Annotated in this window: 14 protein-coding genes; 6 read left to right on the plus strand and 8 right to left on the minus strand. The window is 68.0% G+C overall.

The window, feature by feature from the left end; all coding sequences use genetic code 11:
* Positions 1-2: 2 nt before the first annotated feature.
* From RW112_RS04045 to RW112_RS04055, 3 genes are read left to right on the plus strand one after another with little or no spacing between them, the layout of a single operon-like run.
* Positions 3-1223: a glutathionylspermidine synthase family protein gene (locus tag RW112_RS04045; protein ID WP_317780502.1), complete on the plus strand. Its 1221-nt coding sequence runs from the start codon at positions 3-5 to the stop codon at positions 1221-1223.
* Positions 1220-2704, plus strand: a complete 1485-nt coding sequence (locus tag RW112_RS04050; protein WP_317780503.1) for an APC family permease — start codon at positions 1220-1222, stop codon at positions 2702-2704. Before RW112_RS04045 ends, RW112_RS04050 begins: the two co-directional genes overlap by 4 nt.
* A gap of 48 nt (positions 2705-2752) precedes the next feature.
* Positions 2753-3952 carry an acyl-CoA dehydrogenase family protein gene (locus tag RW112_RS04055; protein WP_317780504.1) on the plus strand — a complete coding sequence of 400 codons (1200 nt, stop codon included), beginning with the start codon at positions 2753-2755 and terminating at the stop codon, positions 3950-3952.
* 100 nt (positions 3953-4052) lie between these two features.
* Here the strand turns inward: RW112_RS04055 and RW112_RS04060 are convergent, their stop codons facing one another.
* The 8 genes from RW112_RS04060 to RW112_RS04095 form a co-directional block, all read right to left on the minus strand.
* A complete protein-coding gene (locus tag RW112_RS04060; RefSeq protein ID WP_305941869.1) occupies positions 4053-4799 on the minus strand; it encodes an SDR family oxidoreductase in 747 nt (248 codons plus the stop codon).
* Positions 4796-6172 carry a glycosyltransferase 87 family protein gene (locus RW112_RS04065; protein WP_317780505.1) on the minus strand — a complete coding sequence of 459 codons (1377 nt, stop codon included), beginning with the start codon at positions 6170-6172 and terminating at the stop codon, positions 4796-4798. The genes RW112_RS04060 and RW112_RS04065 overlap by 4 nt, the downstream gene beginning before the upstream one ends.
* Positions 6173-6394: 222 nt before the next feature.
* Entirely contained in the window at positions 6395-7765 is a 1371-nt protein-coding gene (locus tag RW112_RS04070; RefSeq protein ID WP_317780506.1) for an MFS transporter, read from the minus strand.
* Positions 7762-8271 (minus strand): helix-turn-helix domain-containing protein, encoded by a 510-nt coding sequence (locus RW112_RS04075; RefSeq protein ID WP_317780507.1) that lies wholly within the window; start codon positions 8269-8271, stop codon positions 7762-7764. The genes RW112_RS04070 and RW112_RS04075 overlap by 4 nt, the downstream gene beginning before the upstream one ends.
* Positions 8272-8326: 55 nt before the next feature.
* A complete protein-coding gene (locus RW112_RS04080) occupies positions 8327-9595 on the minus strand; it encodes a glycosyltransferase 87 family protein (RefSeq protein WP_317780508.1) in 1269 nt (422 codons plus the stop codon).
* A gap of 6 nt (positions 9596-9601) precedes the next feature.
* The gene (locus RW112_RS04085) at positions 9602-10771 is read right to left on the minus strand and encodes a cystathionine gamma-synthase (protein ID WP_317780509.1); all 1170 of its coding nucleotides are present in this window, start codon (positions 10769-10771) and stop codon (positions 9602-9604) included.
* A gap of 51 nt (positions 10772-10822) precedes the next feature.
* Positions 10823-12208: a cystathionine beta-synthase gene (locus RW112_RS04090; RefSeq protein WP_317780510.1), complete on the minus strand. Its 1386-nt coding sequence runs from the start codon at positions 12206-12208 to the stop codon at positions 10823-10825.
* 86 nt (positions 12209-12294) lie between these two features.
* A complete protein-coding gene (locus RW112_RS04095) occupies positions 12295-12726 on the minus strand; it encodes a VOC family protein (RefSeq protein WP_317780511.1) in 432 nt (143 codons plus the stop codon).
* Between the two features lie 152 nt (positions 12727-12878).
* Here RW112_RS04095 and RW112_RS04100 point away from each other — a divergent pair, with 152 nt between their 5' ends.
* From RW112_RS04100 to RW112_RS04110, 3 genes are all read left to right on the plus strand, one after another.
* Complete coding sequence (locus RW112_RS04100; protein ID WP_317780512.1) at positions 12879-13859, plus strand: 3-methyladenine DNA glycosylase; 981 nt, start codon at positions 12879-12881, stop codon at positions 13857-13859.
* 152 nt (positions 13860-14011) lie between these two features.
* Positions 14012-15004 carry an ABC transporter ATP-binding protein gene (locus tag RW112_RS04105; RefSeq protein WP_317780513.1) on the plus strand — a complete coding sequence of 331 codons (993 nt, stop codon included), beginning with the start codon at positions 14012-14014 and terminating at the stop codon, positions 15002-15004.
* Positions 15004-15810 (plus strand): ABC transporter permease, encoded by an 807-nt coding sequence (locus RW112_RS04110; RefSeq protein WP_317780514.1) that lies wholly within the window; start codon positions 15004-15006, stop codon positions 15808-15810. Before RW112_RS04105 ends, RW112_RS04110 begins: the two co-directional genes overlap by 1 nt.
* Positions 15811-15879: the final 69 nt, after the last annotated feature.

The following is a 15879-nucleotide window of genomic DNA, read 5'->3' on the forward strand; positions in this document are numbered from 1 at the left end:
GCGTGAAGAGACTGAGCGCAACCCCGAGGCCCGGCTGGAAGCAGAAGATCGAGGAACAGGGGCTGGTCTTTTCCACCACCACCATGGCGGACGGCAAGAAGATCGAGTACTGGAACGAGTCCGCCTACTACGAATTCACCATGGACGAGGTGGAAACCCTCGAAAAGACCGCCGAAGACATGCACCTGATGTGCCTGGAGGCGGCCAAGTACCTGGCCACCGGGGCGATGGGCAACATCGGAATCGGGCCGCAGGCCCTCGAACTGGCCGCGGAATCACTGCAGGCCGGGGACCTGGACATCTACGGCCGCTTCGACTTCGTGTACGACGGCCGCGGCGGTCCGGCGAAAATGCTGGAGTACAACGCGGACACGCCCACCGGGCTGATTGAGGCTGCCGTGGCGCAGTGGTTCTGGCTGCAGGACGTGTTTCCGGAGAAGGACCAGTGGAACGGCATCCACGAGGCGCTGATCCGGCAATGGAAAAAGCTCCAGTACCGGACCGGCATGAGCACCCTCCATGTAGCGCACTCGGAAGCCGAACAGTCCGGGGAGGACTGGATGACGGCGGCCTACATGCGCGACGTCGCCGGCCAGGGCGGCTGGACCACCATCGGCATCAACATGTCCGACATCGGCTGGGACCCCAACCTGAACCGCTTCGTGGACCTGGACAACTTCATGATCAGCACCATCTTCAAGCTGTATCCGTGGGAACTGATGATGAAGGAGCCTTTCGGCCAGCGCCTCCTGCAGCGCGCGCACAATCCGCGCTGGGTGGAGCCGGCCTGGAAGATGCTCCTGTCCAACAAGGCGCTCCTGGCCGCGCTGTGGCACCTGTATCCGGACCACCCGAACCTCCTCCCGGCATACCTCAACGAGCCCGGTCCGCTGAAGGAATGGGTGGCAAAGCCGCTGCACGGCCGCGAGGGAGACAACATCAAAATCCACGCCGCCGGCATCAACATGGAACAGCCGGGCGGCTACGGGCGCGAGGGCTGGTGCTACCAGCAGTTCCACTCCCTGCCCGATTTCGACGGAAACCACCCCGTCCTTGGCCTGTGGGTGGTGGATGGCGAGTCCGTGGGCTGCGGCATCCGCGAATCCGACGGCCCCATCACCGATTACTTCTGCCGGTTCGTCCCCAACACAATTGACGCCCCGGCACCCCTGTCAGTCCAGGCCGCTTCGGCCTCCTCCAGCAAAGCAGGTATCGCACTATGAGCACAGGGACGACGACGGCGGCAGTTCCGTCCAAGGGGCTGCGGGCCGGCATCCTGGACCTGGGCGACTCGGTGATGCTGGGGCTGGCTTCCACCGCCCCCGTCTATTCACTCGCCGCCACGCTGGGCCTGATCGTGGCAGTCAACGGCAACTACACGCCCCTGATCCTGCTCCTCGGCTTTGTGCCGGTGCTGTTCATCGCCTACGCCTTCCGGGAACTGAACAGTGCCATGCCGGACTGCGGCACCACCTTCATCTGGGCCCGCCGGGCGTTCGGCCCCTGGGCTGGCTGGCTGGGCGGCTGGGGCGTTGCCCTCGCCGGCATCGTGGTGCTCGCCAACCTGGCCCAGGTGGCCGGACAATACCTGTGGCTGCTCATCGGCGACGGTTCGCTGGCGGAGAACGACCTCCTGGTGACGGCCACCGGCGTCGTGTTCATCATCTTCATGACGCTGGTGAACTACCGCGGCATCCGGCTGGGCGAGCACGTCCAGCGGGTCCTTACCTACGTGCAGTATGTCTCGCTGGGCATATTCGCGCTGGCGATTGTGTTCAGGATCGCGGGCGGCGCGCCGGAGGGCCAAGCCTTCGATTTCGAGTGGTTCAACCCGGCGGGCGCCTTTGCCGATCCGGGAGCCGTAGTCCACGGGGCCCTCCTGGCCCTCTTCATCTACTGGGGCTGGGACACTTGCCTGGCCGTGAACGAGGAGACCGAGAATCCCGCCACCACGCCCGGCCGTGGCGCCGTCATCTCCGCGTTCGTACTGGTGGCGATTTACGTTTCCGTGGCGCTGCTGGTGATGATGTATGCCACCGTGGGCACGGACGGCATCGGACTGGGAAACGCCGAAAACCAGGACGACGTCTTCCTGGCCATGAAGGACGTGGTGCTCGGCCCGTGGGGCTGGCTGATCGTGGTGGCCGTGCTGGCGTCGGTGCTGTCCTCCACCCAGACCACCATCCTGCCCACCGCCCGCGGCACGCTGTCCATGGGCGTCCACGGGGCCCTGCCGGCCAAGTTCGGCGAGGTGCACCCGCGCAACCAGACGCCGGGGTTCTCCACGCAGGTCATGGGTGCGGCCGCCGTCGTGTACTACGTGGCCATGAGCTTCCTCAGCCAGAACCTGCTCTCCGACTCCATCAGCGCCATCAGCCTGTTCATTGCCTTCTACTACGCGCTGACCGGCTTCGCCTGCTTCTGGTTCTTCCGCGGCACGCTGCGGCAGTCCGCCCGCAACCTGTGGTTCAGGGGCATCCTGCCGCTGCTTGGTGCGCTGATGCTGACGGCCGCGTTCTTCATCTCCGCTGTGCAGATGTGGGATCCGGCGTACGGCGATACGGAGATCTTCGGCATGGGCGGTGCCTTCGTCAGCGGCGTGGTGCTGCTGGCGCTGGGCGTGGTCCTGGCCGTGGTGTGCCGCTTCGCCCCCGGCACCCGGGACTACTTCCTGGCAAAACGTCCGGTGCCCAGCAAGCTGTAGCGGCCGCTGGAACACCCCCGCGCACGGCGGAACCCGTAGGATGCTCCAATGAGCAACGCCGCTGACCTGACCTCCGTTCCGGACCCCTCGGACGTCTTGGCGCTGGACGCCCTCCTGACCCCGGAGGAGCTGGCGCTCCGGGAACGGATCCGCGATTTCACGGACCAACGGATCAAGCCGGACATTGCCCGCTGGTACGACGACGCGACTTTTCCGCTGGATCTTGCTCCCGAACTCGGCGAACTGGGCGTCCTTGGCATGCATCTGGAGGGCTACCGCTGCCCGGGGCGCTCCGCCGTCGAATACGGCCTGGCCGCGATGGAACTGGAGGCCGGCGACTCCGGGATCCGCACCTTCGTTTCGGTGCAGGGTTCCCTGGCCATGACCGCCATCCACAAGTGGGGGTCCGAGGAGCAGAAGCAGGAATGGCTTCCCCGGATGGCCGCCGGTGAGGTGATCGGCTGCTTCGCGCTGACCGAACCCACAGCTGGATCGGACCCTTCCTCGATGACCACCGTGGCCCGCCGCGACGGTTCAGGGGATGAGGCCGGCTGGGTGCTTGACGGTGCCAAGCGCTGGATCGGGCTGGCTTCCGTCGCAGGCGTGATGGTGGTGTGGGCGATGACCGACGACGGCGTCCGCGGCTTTCTGGTGCCCGCCGGAACCCCCGGAGTCACCGCCACTCCGATCGGCCGGAAGCTTTCGATGCGCGCTTCGATCCAGTGCGATGTGGTGTTCGACGGCGTACGGCTGGGACCCGAGGCCCTGCTGCCGGGTGCCCGCGGCCTGCGCGGCCCCTTCACCTGCCTCAACGAGGCCCGGTACGGGATTGCCTGGGGCGCCATGGGTGCAGCCCGCGATTCCTACGAAGCCGCGCTGAAGTACTCGCAGGACAGGCTCCAGTTCGGCAAACCGCTGGCAGGCTACCAGCTCACCCAGGAGAAGCTGGTGAACATGCTCCTGGAGATCCAGAAGGGCACCATGCTGGCGCTCCACCTGGGCCGGCTCAAGGACGCCGGCACGCTGCGGCCGGAGCAGATCTCCCTGGGCAAGCTGAACAACGTGCGCGAGGCCCTGGCGATTGCCCGCGAGGCCCGCTCCATCCTGGGCGGCAACGGGATCACGCTGGACTATTCGCCGCTGCGGCACGCCGCCAACCTCGAGTCGGTGCGGACCTACGAAGGCACGGACGAGGTCCACACGCTGATCCTGGGCCAGCACATCACCGGCATCGGCGCCTTCCGCTAACCCCGCCCGACTAGGTAGCAGCAGGTGTCGTTTTGACGGCTCATAACGACACCTGCTGCTACCTAGTTGGGATCCTTGGCCGCCCGGCGGGTGGGTGAACCTAGGCCGAGAAGCCGCCGTCGGCTTTGATCAGCTGCCCGGACACCCAGCGGCCCTCCGGCGACAGCAGGAAGGCCACGGTTCCCGCCACATCCGCAGGGGTCCCCAGCCGCCCGCCAGGCTGACGCCGCGTGAGGTCCTCGCGCAGCTGCTGGTCCATCCAGCCGGTGTCCACCGGGCCGGGATTCAGCACGTTCGCCGTGATCCCGAGCGGGCCCAGCTCCCGTGCCGCGGCAATCACTGTCCGGTCCAGGGCACCCTTGGACGCGCCGTACGGAAGGTTGAACGCCGTGTGGTCACTGGTCAGCGCCACGATGGCGCCGCCGTCGTGTGCTGCCTGCCGGGCGAACGCAGCGATCAGCTGCCAGCTGGCCCGCGTGTTGACGGCGAAGTGCCGTTCCCAGCTGGCCAGGGTGGTGTCCAGGATGCCGGAGTCCACGGACTCGGCGTGGCTGAGGACCAGCCCCTGCAGCGGTCCGGCCTGCTCCGCGGCCGCGGCCATCAGCCGCTCCACGGCCAGCGGATCCTCCAGGTCAGCCGGCAGGGCAACGACCCGCGCGCCGGTTGCCTCCAGCTCCGCTGCGAGGCGTTCGACGTCGTCGGGCTGGACTCCCCAGGGCATCCGGGAGTCGTATTCCTGCCAGTAGGTCAGCACCAGGTCCCAGCCGTCGGCGGCGAGGCGGCGGGAAATGCCCGCACCGATTCCGGCGAGGCGGCCGACGCCGGTCACCAGGGCTGTCCGGCTCATGCGGGCACCTCAGCCAGCGAGCCCCGCCGGAGCACCACGAGCCAGCAAGCCAGGATTGCCACGGCGCAGAACACGCCGGCGCTGGAGGCCATAAGCCACGGCTCGGGTGCCTGGAAGCCAAGGTTCTCCGCTCCCAGGGCCTCCCCGATGCTCTTGGGCGAAAAGAAGAACACGATGATCGAGGCACCCAGCACTCCGCCCATCAGCCAGCGGGTGGCCAGGTGGCGGTGCGGCGTCTCGCGCATGGTCCAGGCGAACGCGGGGAGGACGGCCGCCATCCACACCCAGTGGTGTGACCAGGACACGGGGCTGATGAGCAGCATGGTGAGGGCAGTTGCCGAAATGGCCACCACCCTGGCGCCCTGGTCGCTGGCGGCCTTGATCACCATGGCGCCCATGCCCGTCACCAACAGGCTCAGCAGGAGCCACGGGACGGTGACGCCGGCTTCGGGAACACCGAAATGCAGCAGCGCGCCCTTGATGGACAGGTTGTCCACGTAGCCTGCCCCGCCGATCCGTGAGGTGTCCGGGAGGATCTCCAGCCAGAACCGGAACGATTCCGCCGGGCGGACCAACCATCCCAGGAGCACGGTAGCGGCGAACCCGCCGGCCATGTTGAAGAGCCCGCGCCAGTCCTTGCGGACCAGGAAGTACAGACCGAAGACCAGCGGCGTCAGTTTGATGCCGGCAGCCATGCCCACCAGGAAGCCGCGGCCCGGGAAACCCTGGTTCCAGCGCTGGTTCCGGGCCAGGAGGTCGGCCGCCATGAGCCCCATCAGCAGAATATTGATCTGGCCGAACGCCAGGGTCTCGCGCCACGGGCCCAGGTTGATGACGGCCAGCAGCAGGATGACGGCGCCCCACCGGTTCCGGGTTGCCTTGAAGCCGGAAACGGCCGTGGACCCGGGGGCTCCGAAGGTGCTGCGCCAGTCCTGCTTGGCACTCCAGTAGCGCACTCCGCGCACGGCGACCCACACGGCCACGGCAGCACCGGCGGCGTTGAACAGCAACAGGGCGGATTCCTCCGGCAGCCTGGCCAGCAGGCCGAAGAGCAGCGCGGAGAACGGCGGGTACGTGAACGGCAGCTCCGGCCCGCCGGCCCAGCCCACGGTCCGGCTGTAAAGGTTCGACGGCGCCTGGCCGGCTTCGTTCAGGATCTTGCCGCCGTGCCAGTAGACACTGAAATCGAGGCCCTGCTCGCCCCAGACGTCAAGCCGTGCGGACATGAACAGCGCAGCCGCCAGCACGGCCAGCAACGTCACGAGCTCCCCGGCGATGCCCCAGGCCAGCCTGCTGCGGTACCAGGCTCCGGCGGGCGTGGCGGCGTTGTTCGCCTTCTCGGTCCCAGGCTTTTTTGCGGCAAGCAGTGCCATCCCGTGTCCCCAAACGTTGTTCCTGCAAAGGGCGCCACTGTAGGCGCGTTGCGCGCAAATCGCGATGATGTGCCGGCTGACCCGCGCCGGATCCGGCGCTTGTCCTCACATCCTACTGAAACCGCGGCCCGCTCCCCCGCTACGCCCCGGCGTGGCACGGCAAGCCGCCCGGTAATGCTACGCCCGGCTACGCCCGCGTATGCCCCGGCGTGGCACCTGCCCTCAGTGCTCGGCGGCCCTGGCCTCCACCAGGACGGGTTCCCGCACTCCGGCGTCCTTGCGGATGGTGGCGCTGATGACGGCGGCAATGGTGCACATGGCGGCAGCGCCGAACCAGGCGTAGGTGTACTGTCCGGTGGCGTCGCGGATGGCACCGGCGCCCAGTGCCGCGGCGGCTGCGCCGAGCTGGTGGGCGGCGAACACCCAGCCGAACACCACGCTGCCGTCGGCGCCGAACACCTGCCGGCAAATGGCGGCAGTGGGTGGGACCGTGGCCACCCAGTCCAGCCCGTAAATCACCACGAACACGATCATGCTGGGCTGGACCGTGGCGCTGAGCAGCAGCGGCAGCACCAGCAGTCCGATGCCGCGGAACTGGTAGTAGACCGCCAGCAGGATGCGCGGGTTGAAGCGGTCCGTCAGCCAGCCGGACGCGATGGTACCCACAATGTCAAAGATTCCGACGACGGCGAGCAGGCCCGCCGCCGTCGTTTCCGCCATGCCATGGTCGTGCGCGGACGGGATGAAGTGGGTGCCGATGAGCCCGTTGGTGGTGGCCCCGCAGATGGCGAAGCCGGCCACCAGCGCCCAGAAGGTCCGGACCCTGCTGGCGCGTTTGAGCACCTGGAGTGCCCGCACGGCAGCGTTGCCGCTCGGGACAGCCGTAGCCCCGTTCGGTGTGGCGGTCCCACCGGAACCCGGCGCGGCGGCCGGCTCCGGTGCGGTGTCGGCGCCGTAGGGCAGTACTCCTGCGTCGGCGGGTGAGTTCTTGAGGAATTTGAGCACCAGCGGCACCACGGCCAGTGCACCGGCGGCAATGAGCAGGGAGGCCTGACGCCACCCGGGATCCTGGGCCAGCATGGCAATGAAGGGCAGGAACACCAGCTGTCCCGCGGCGCTTCCGGCCGTCAGGATGCCGATCACCAGGCCGCGGCTCTTGGTGAACCAGGTGTTGGCGATGGTGGCCGCGAACACCAGCGCCATGGATCCGGTTCCCAGCCCGATCAGCAGCCCCCAGGTCAGCAGGATCTGCCACGACTGGTTCACCAGGACGGTCAGGGCGCTGCCGGCGCCGATCAGGACCAGGGCCACCGACGTCACGGCGCGGATGCCGAACCTCTCCATCAGCGCTGCGGCAAAGGGCGCGGTGAGGCCGAACAGCACCAGGTTGATGCTGACGGCGGCGGACAGCACGGTGGTGGACCAGCCGAACTCGCTCTGCAGCGGCACCATCAGGACGCCGGGGGCGGCCCGGAAACCGGCAGCGCCCACCAGGGCCAGGAATGCGACGGCGGCAACGATCCACGCGGGATGGAGCCGACGGAGCGGCTTCTTGTTGGGCGCGGACGGAAGGGTGGCCTCGGAGGCGCTCATGCCGCGGGTCCGTTCTGTGAGGTGGAGGTGGCCAGCCGGACGGGCTCCGCTGTGCGGGTGAGGCTGTGCCAGCTGGTGTTGTCCGCTGTGAGCCGCTCACCGCAGGCCGTGCAGGTGTCCGCCGAGGAGGTACGTTCCCCGCATGTTGTGTGGATGACAAACATGTGCGCCGTTTCGGACGGTGCCGGCAGGTGCTTTTCGGCCCAGATCACGACGGCGTTGAGCACCGGCAGCGCATCCTCGCCTTTCCCGGTGAGCACATACTCCTGGCGGGTGCGGCCGCCGTCGTCGTACGGTTTTCGCTCCAGGAGCCCGGCGTCCACCAGGCCGGCCAGGCGTTTGGTGAGCACTGAATCGGCCACCATCAGCCGCTGCTTCATGGCGTCGAAACGGCCGTTGCCGAAGAAGACTTCGCGGAGCACCAGCATGCTCCAGGGATCGCCCAGGATGTCCAGGCCGCGGGCCATGGCGCAGGTGCGTTGGGACCAGTCAGAGCGGAGTGCCATGCAGGCAACCGTAGCTGACTATCTTCAAGAAAGCTAGCTCGCCCGGGTAAAGAAGTCAGCGGAGCGCGGCCCTGGACGGACGGTAGGCCAGGGCCCAGTACGCCAGCATGGCGATGCCGCACACCACGCCCAGGCTGGACACAGTGAGCTGCCACTGCGTCTGCGGGTCCTTGCCCCATTCCTGGGCGCCCGCCATCACGGCCAGGTACTTGGGCGTCAGGTAGAACGCCACCACGGAGGCAGCCACGATGACCCACCCGGCGAGCCGCATCCGCCCGTCCTTCGAGGGGACGCGGTGCAGCGCGAACGCCATGGACGGAAGCGCCACGGCCATCCACACCCAGTGGTGGGACCAGGAGACCGGGCTGATGAGGAGCATGAGCACGGCGGTGGCGGACACGGCCACGAAGTTCTCGTCGGCGTCCACTGCCCATTTGATGACCAGCGCCGCCACGCCCACCAGCGCCAGGGACAGGACCAGCCACACGGCGCTGGTGAGTCCGGAGTCCGGCAGGCCGAGGTGGAGCAGCAGGCCCTTGACGGACAGGTTGTCCACGTAGCCGGGCCCGCCGATCCGTCCGGTGTCCGGCAGGATTTTGGTCCAGAACGTCAGCGAGGCATGCGGGAGCACGGCCCAGGAGAGGGCAATGGAACCAAAGAAGCCGGCAGCCATCCAGCCGAGCGCCTTGAAGTCGCGGCGAACCAGGAAGTACAGCCCGAACGCGAGCGGCGTCAGCTTGATCCCTGCCGCCAGGCCGATCAGCAGTCCGGCCGGCCAGCGCAGCTCACCGGCCCGCGACTTCCCGTATAGCGCGAAGTCCGCGAGGATCAGGCCCATCAGGATGATGTTGATCTGGCCGAAGTCGAACGTGTCGCGCCACGGGCCCAGCAGCAGGATCGCCGCCGCTCCCGCGAGCGCCACGACCCGGAACCGCCAGTCGGCGAACGCATCCTTCCAGCGGCGGAGCCCGAAATAGTGCCGCGCCAGCCACGCCGACACGACGGCGGCGCCAGCCAGCGCCGTCGTGATGAAGATGAGGCTGCTCGCGCCGATGCTGAGCGTGGCCAGCAGAGCAAAAAGCAGCGCGGCGAACGGCGGGTAGGTGAACGGAAGGCCGTCGCGCGGCGCATACAGCTCGTTGACCCCGGTCTCGCCGGTCTGCAACACCCGGCTGCCGCCGTAGTAGTAGACCTCAAAGTCGTTCATCAGCGGAATGTACGCGGAGTACAGAACCACAAGGGCGAGGACGACGGCGGCAGCGCCGGCCGCCGTCGCGAGCCAGCCGCGGGTGGTGGCCGATGCGGCCCGTAGCGAGGTGGTCACCGGCTGCTAGCTGCCCGTCCCGATGAAGGTGAAGGCGTGCTCCAGGTCCGCGATGAGGTCCTCGACGTCCTCGATGCCGCAGGACAGCCGGATCAGGTTGACCGGAACAGCGAGTTCGGTTCCCTTGACGGAGGCGTGCGTCATTTCCGAGGGGTAGTTCATGAGCGACTCGATGCCGCCCAGGGACTCGGCCAGGGTGAACACGGACGTGTTTTCCGCGACCGTGCGGGCAGCGGCTTCGCCGCCCTTGAACTGCACGGACACCATGCCGCCGAACTTCTTCATCTGCTTCCTGGCCAGTTCGTGGCCGGGGTGCGAGGGCAGGCCCGGGTACAGCACGGCTTCCACCTCGGGCCGCTGCAGCAGCCATTCGGCCACCGCCTGGCCGTTGTCGCTGTGCCGGTCCATCCGAACGCCGAGGGTCTTGAGCCCGCGGGTGGTGAGGAAGGCATCCATCGGGCCGGACACGGCGCCGACGGCGAACTGGACGAAGCCGATCTTCTCCGCAAGCCCGGCGTCGTTGACCACGATCGCGCCGCCCACGACGTCGGAGTGGCCGCCGATGTACTTGGTGGTGGAGTGCACCACGATGTCCGCTCCGAGTGCCAGCGGGGTCTGCAGGTAGGGCGAGGCGAAGGTGTTGTCCACCACCAGGAGGGCGCCGGCGTCGTGCGCCAGTTTGGCGAGCGCCTCAATGTCGGTGATCTTCATCATCGGGTTGGACGGCGTCTCCACCCACACGAGGCGGGTCTTGTTGGCCCCGATGGCAGCCGCGACGGCGTCGAGGTCGGCCATGTCCACGGGGGTGTTCCCGATCCCCCAGTCTCCCAGCACGCGGCTGATCAGGCGGTAGGTTCCGCCGTAGGCGTCGTTGCCCAGCACGATGTGGTCCCCGGGGCGGGTGAGTGCCCGGATGAGGGAATCCTCCGCGGCCAGTCCCGAGCTGAAGGAGTACGCGTGCGAGCCGCCTTCGAGCGCCGCAAGCTGTTCCTGCAGGGCGTCGCGGGTGGGGTTGCCGCCGCGGCCATACTCGTAGCCGTCACGGAGCCCGCCGATGCCGTCCTGGGCATAGGTGGAGCTGAAGTGCAGCGGGGGTACAACGGCGCCGGTGCGGGGCTCGAAGGCCTGGCCGGCGTGGACTGCGCGGGTGTTGAACCCTTGGTTTTCGTGGGACATGGAGTTCCTTTCGGCTGCTGAGCGTGCCTGCTGATCGTGCCTGGAGCAGGATTAGTGGCTGAGGTAGGCGAGGAGGTCGTGGCGGGTTAGGATGCCCACCGGGGCGCCGACGAACGTCACCATCACGGTGTCCACGTCGGAGAGCAGTTCGCGGGCCGCGGAAATGGTTTCCAGCGAGCCGATCACGGGCAGCCTGGGCCCCATGTGCTCGGAGATTTTGTCCGTCAGTTTTGCCTCGCCGCGGAACAGCTTGGAGGTGAGGCTCCGTTCGTCCACGGCGCCCAGCACCTCGCCCATGACCACCGGCGGTTCCTGGGACAGGACCGGGATGTGGGAGACGCCGTACTCGTTCATGATGTTGATGACATCACGGACGGTTTCGTTCGGGTGGATGTGCACCAGCTCCGGGAGTTCACCGGTCTTCGACTTGAGCACCTCGCCCACCGAGTCCTCTTCGCCTCCGGACAGGAACCCGTAGGACCGCATCCACTGGTCGTTGAAGATCTTGGCCAGGTAGCCGCGGCCCGAATCGGGGAGGATCACAACCACCACGGCGTCCTCGGGCAGGTCCTTGGCTACCCGCAGGGCGGCCACCACGGCCATGCCGGAGGATCCGCCCACCAGCAGGCCCTCTTCGCGGGCCAGCCTGCGGGTCATCTCGAAGGACTCGGCATCGCTGACGGCAATCACGTCGTCCGGAACGGCTCTGTCGTAGTTGGCCGGCCACATGTCCTCGCCGACGCCCTCCACGAAATACGGCCGGCCGGTGCCGCCGGAGTACACGGAGCCTGCGGGGTCGGCACCGATGATCCGCACGCGTCCGCCGTCGGCTTCTGGCCGGTTGGCGGAAACTTCCTTGAGGTAGCGCCCGGTTCCGGTGATGGTGCCGCCCGTGCCGGCTCCGATCACGCAGTGCGTGATCCGGCCGTCGGTGTCGCGCCAGATTTCGGGTCCGGTGGTTTCGTAATGGCTGCCGGGGGCTGCGGGGTTGGAGAACTGGTCCGGCTTGTAGGCGCCGGGGATTTCGGTGACCAGGCGGTCCGACACGCTGTAGTAGCTCTGCGGGCTGTCCGGGGCGACGGCGGTGGGCGTCACCACCACTTCGGCGCCGTACGCCTGCAGGACGGCGCGCTTGTCCTCGCCCACCTTGTCCGGCACGACGAAGACGCAGCGGTAGCCCTTCTGCTGGGCAACCAGGGCCAGTCCGACACCGGTGTTGCCCGACGTGGGTTCAACAATGGTTCCGCCGGGCAGCAGCTTGCCGTCCCGCTCGGCCTCCTCGATCATCTTCGCCGCGATCCGGTCCTTGATGGACCCGCCCGGGTTCAGGTATTCCACCTTGGCCAGGACGGTGGCTTTGATGCCGTCGGTGACGTGGTTGAGCTTGACGAGGGGCGTATTGCCGATGAGGTCCAGGACGGACGGGGCGTACTTCATAGGTACAAAGTTACCGTCTCGGACCTGTTCCCCCTGCCTCGGCGGCGGGCCGCGCCCGCGCCCCGGGCCGGAGCGTCCTCCGGCGGCTACGCTCCGATGTCGTTCGCAGCGGCTTCCGGGCTGGCGGCGGGGCTGGAGCCGGGTTCGGCGTTCTGCCACAGGCCCACGATGTTGCCCTCGCTGTCCTTGAAATAGGCGTTCCATCCCATGCCCGGAACCTCCATCTTGGCCCGGAAGACCGCGCCGCCCAGGGCGGCGATCTTCTCAAGCGCCGCGTCGATGTCCTCGACGTCAACCGTGACAACGGGGGCGGTCAGGTCACCGCGCTTGAACAGCCCGCCATTGATCGTCCCGGGAACAGTGGGCCTGCCCTCCTGGTCCATCGGCGTCGTCATCGCCAGGCTGTATTCCATCTCGGGCAGGACCTGAAATTCCCACCCGAAAGCGGATGTATAGAAGTCCCGTGCGCGGCTTTCGTCGTCCGCGGGGATCTCGAAGTGCACCACTCCTCCGGCCACTGTTCTCACCTTGGTCCTACCGTCTGGCCTCATGGGCCGGCGCGGGCGGTCCGCGCCACATCTGGAGTCTAGGCCCGGCTGTCCGTGACGGGCAGGGCCGTTCGGCCTTGCTGGTTTCCTCGCCTGTCAGCCCTGCGTGGGACGATAGTCCCATGACCATCGCAGACGTCCCCGCCGGCCTGGCCGCCGCGGCGGACTCCTCTTTGCGGTGGCATCCCGGCGGCCCGTTCAACCTCCTGCAGAGCCTCGGCACGCTCATGCGAGGGAACGGGGATCCTGCGTTCTCGCCGGGGCCGGATGGGCTCTGGATGGCCTTCACGACGCCGGCCGGCCCGGTGACCCTGCGTGTCACCGTTTCCGGGGACCCCCGCGAACCGGCGGTTGATGTCCAGGCCTGGGGGCCGGGGTCGGACCAGGCCGTGGCCGCCGCGCCGCGGCTGCTGGGCAGCGGGGACGACTGGTCCGCTTTCGACCACCCTGGGTTCCACGCCACGCTTCCCCGGATGGTGGTGGAGGCGCGACGCCGGAACCCTGCGTTGCGGCTGCCGGCCACCGGCCGCATGGTCGATTCCCTGGTGCCCACCATTCTTGAGCAGAAGGTCACGGTCATCGAAGCCCGGCGGGGCTACCGCTACCTGGTGTACCGCTTTGGCGACGCCGCGCCCGCAGCCGGCACGGCCGCACCGGCCGGGCTCCGCCTCCAGCCCACACCGGAGCAGTGGCTGCGCATCCCGTCGTGGGAATGGCACAAGGCAGGCGTTGGCCCGCAGCGGTCGGCGACGGTCATGCGGGCGCTGCGTTCCGCCGTCGCCCTTGAACGGCTGGCGGCGGTGCCGGCGGCGGAGGCGGCAGCCACAATGCAGACCATTCCCGGTATCGGCGTGTGGACCACGGCGGAAGTGGTGCAGCGGACCCACGGCTGCCCGGACTCCATCGCGGTGGGCGACTACCATCTCGCGGCCTACGTCGGTGCCGCGCTGACCGGCCGGAGGACGGACGACGCAGGGATGCTGAGGCTGCTGGCGCCGTGGCAAGGGCACCGGCAGCGGGTGGTGCGGATGATCGGCCTCAGCGGGTTCCGGAAACCCACGTTCGGCCCCCGCATGACCATCCAGGACCACCGCCGCCACTAGCCACCGGCACTAACCACGGACCGCGAACTATGGAGCGCGAACGGACACGTGCGGCCCCGCCCCTGTGGCCGCAACTGTGGACGCCCCCGCCCGCCGGGTATAGCGTGGCGGCATGGCGTCCCGCAGCCAGGACCGCCGGCAGCCAGAACGCAATGACCCGCAGCCTGGAGCGCACCGTGATCCACACCCGGAAACTCACCAAGAACTTCACGGTCAAGAAGGAAACCATCGAGGCCGTCAAGGGCGTCGACATCGACGTCGCCCCCGGCGAACTCGTGGCGTTCCTCGGCCCCAACGGCGCGGGCAAGTCCACCACCCTGCGGATGCTGACCACGCTGCTCCGGCCCACCTCAGGAACTGCAACGGTGGCCGGTGTGGACGTGTCGGCAGACCCGGCCGGGGTGCGGGCACGGATCGGGTACATCGGGCAGGGAAACGGGGGCGGCCACAGTTTCCGGGTGATTGACGAACTGGTCATGCAGGGACGGTTCTACGGGATGAACACTGCCGATGCCGCCGCCCGGGCGCAGGAGCTGCTGACGTCCCTGGACCTGGCCGACCTCGCCAAACGCACGGTCATCAAACTCTCCGGCGGGCAGCGGCGCCGGATGGACGTGGCCCTGGGCCTCATGCACTCACCGCAGCTGCTGTTCCTGGACGAACCGTCCACCGGCATGGACCCGCAGAACAGGGCCAACCTGTGGGAACACATCATGCGGATGCGGGCCGAGCACGGGACCACCATCGTCCTCACCACGCACTACATGGACGAAGCCGACTCCATGTCCGAGCGGGTGATCGTCATCGACCACGGCCGGATCATTGCCGACGATACCGCGGCCCGCCTCAAGGCCAACCTTGCCGGTGACCTGCTGGCCGTGGACGTGGCGGCCGATGCAGCGGCCGGCGTCCGCGGGCTGCTGGGGCGGGCGGCCGCCGGCGGTGACGTGCAGGAGAACACGCACGACGGCGTGGTCAGCTTCCGTCTCCGGCTTATCGAAGGGGCCCGGCTGGCGCCCGGCTTGCTGAAGGAAATGCACGACGCCGGCGCTCCCGCCCAGTCCCTGGAGCTGAAGCCGCCCACGCTGGACGACGTGTTCCTGGAGCTCACCGGCCGCAACCTCAGGGAAGGGGCGAACCGCTGATGACTGTGCAGGGCACCCCCGGCTTCGTGAAGAAAGCCGGCCTCGGCCAGGTCCTCCATGACACAAGGTACGTGTTCTGGCGGGAGATGCTGCTGCCACTGCGCGACCCCTTTTCGCTGGTCTTTTCGCTGCTCCAGCCGCTCGTCTTCCTGGGCCTGTTCGGGCCGCTGCTCGGCTCCGCCGTGGGGGCGCCGGCGTTCGGCGGGCAATCCACCCTGCAATGGTTCCTGCCCGGCGTGGTGGTGATGATCGCGTTGTTCGGGACGTCCATGACCGGTTCCAACCTGCAGTATGAGCTCATGACGGGTTCCTACGAACGGATCCTGGCCACGCCGCTGTCCCGCTCGTCCCTGATGATCGGGCGGGCATTGAAGGAATGGGCGCCGCTGGTGGTGCAGGGGTTGCTGATCGCCCTGGTCTGCATCCCGTTCGGCTTCGTCTTCTATCCGCTGCACGTGCTGTTCGGCCTGGTCATCCTGGGCATCTTCGGCATCGGCCTCGGCGCGCTGTCCTACTCGCTGGCCCTGGTCTCGCAGAACAAGGAGTGGATCTTCTGGGGTGTGCAGCAGACGCTGCTGTTCCCGCTCATGATCCTCTCCGGCATCATGCTGCCGATCGAAGCGGGGCCCGGCTGGATGAAGACTGCCAGCTTGTTCAACCCGCTGACTTATCTCGTCAATGCGGAGCGGGAGCTGTTCGCGGGGAACATTGGTGCGGACACGCTCCTGGGGCTCATCGCGGCGGCGGTGACTGCCGCCGTCGGGCTCGTGGTGGGGGTCCGGGCCATCAACCGGAACATCAGCTAGCGGGAGGGGCCTTAACTGTCCGTTCGCGCTTCTCCCAGCGCAGGCTGAGCGCGAACGGACACTTGCGGC

Origin of the sequence: Arthrobacter sp. B10-11, from assembly GCF_033142195.1 — a bacterium.
Classification (GTDB): domain Bacteria; phylum Actinomycetota; class Actinomycetes; order Actinomycetales; family Micrococcaceae; genus Arthrobacter; species Arthrobacter oryzae_C.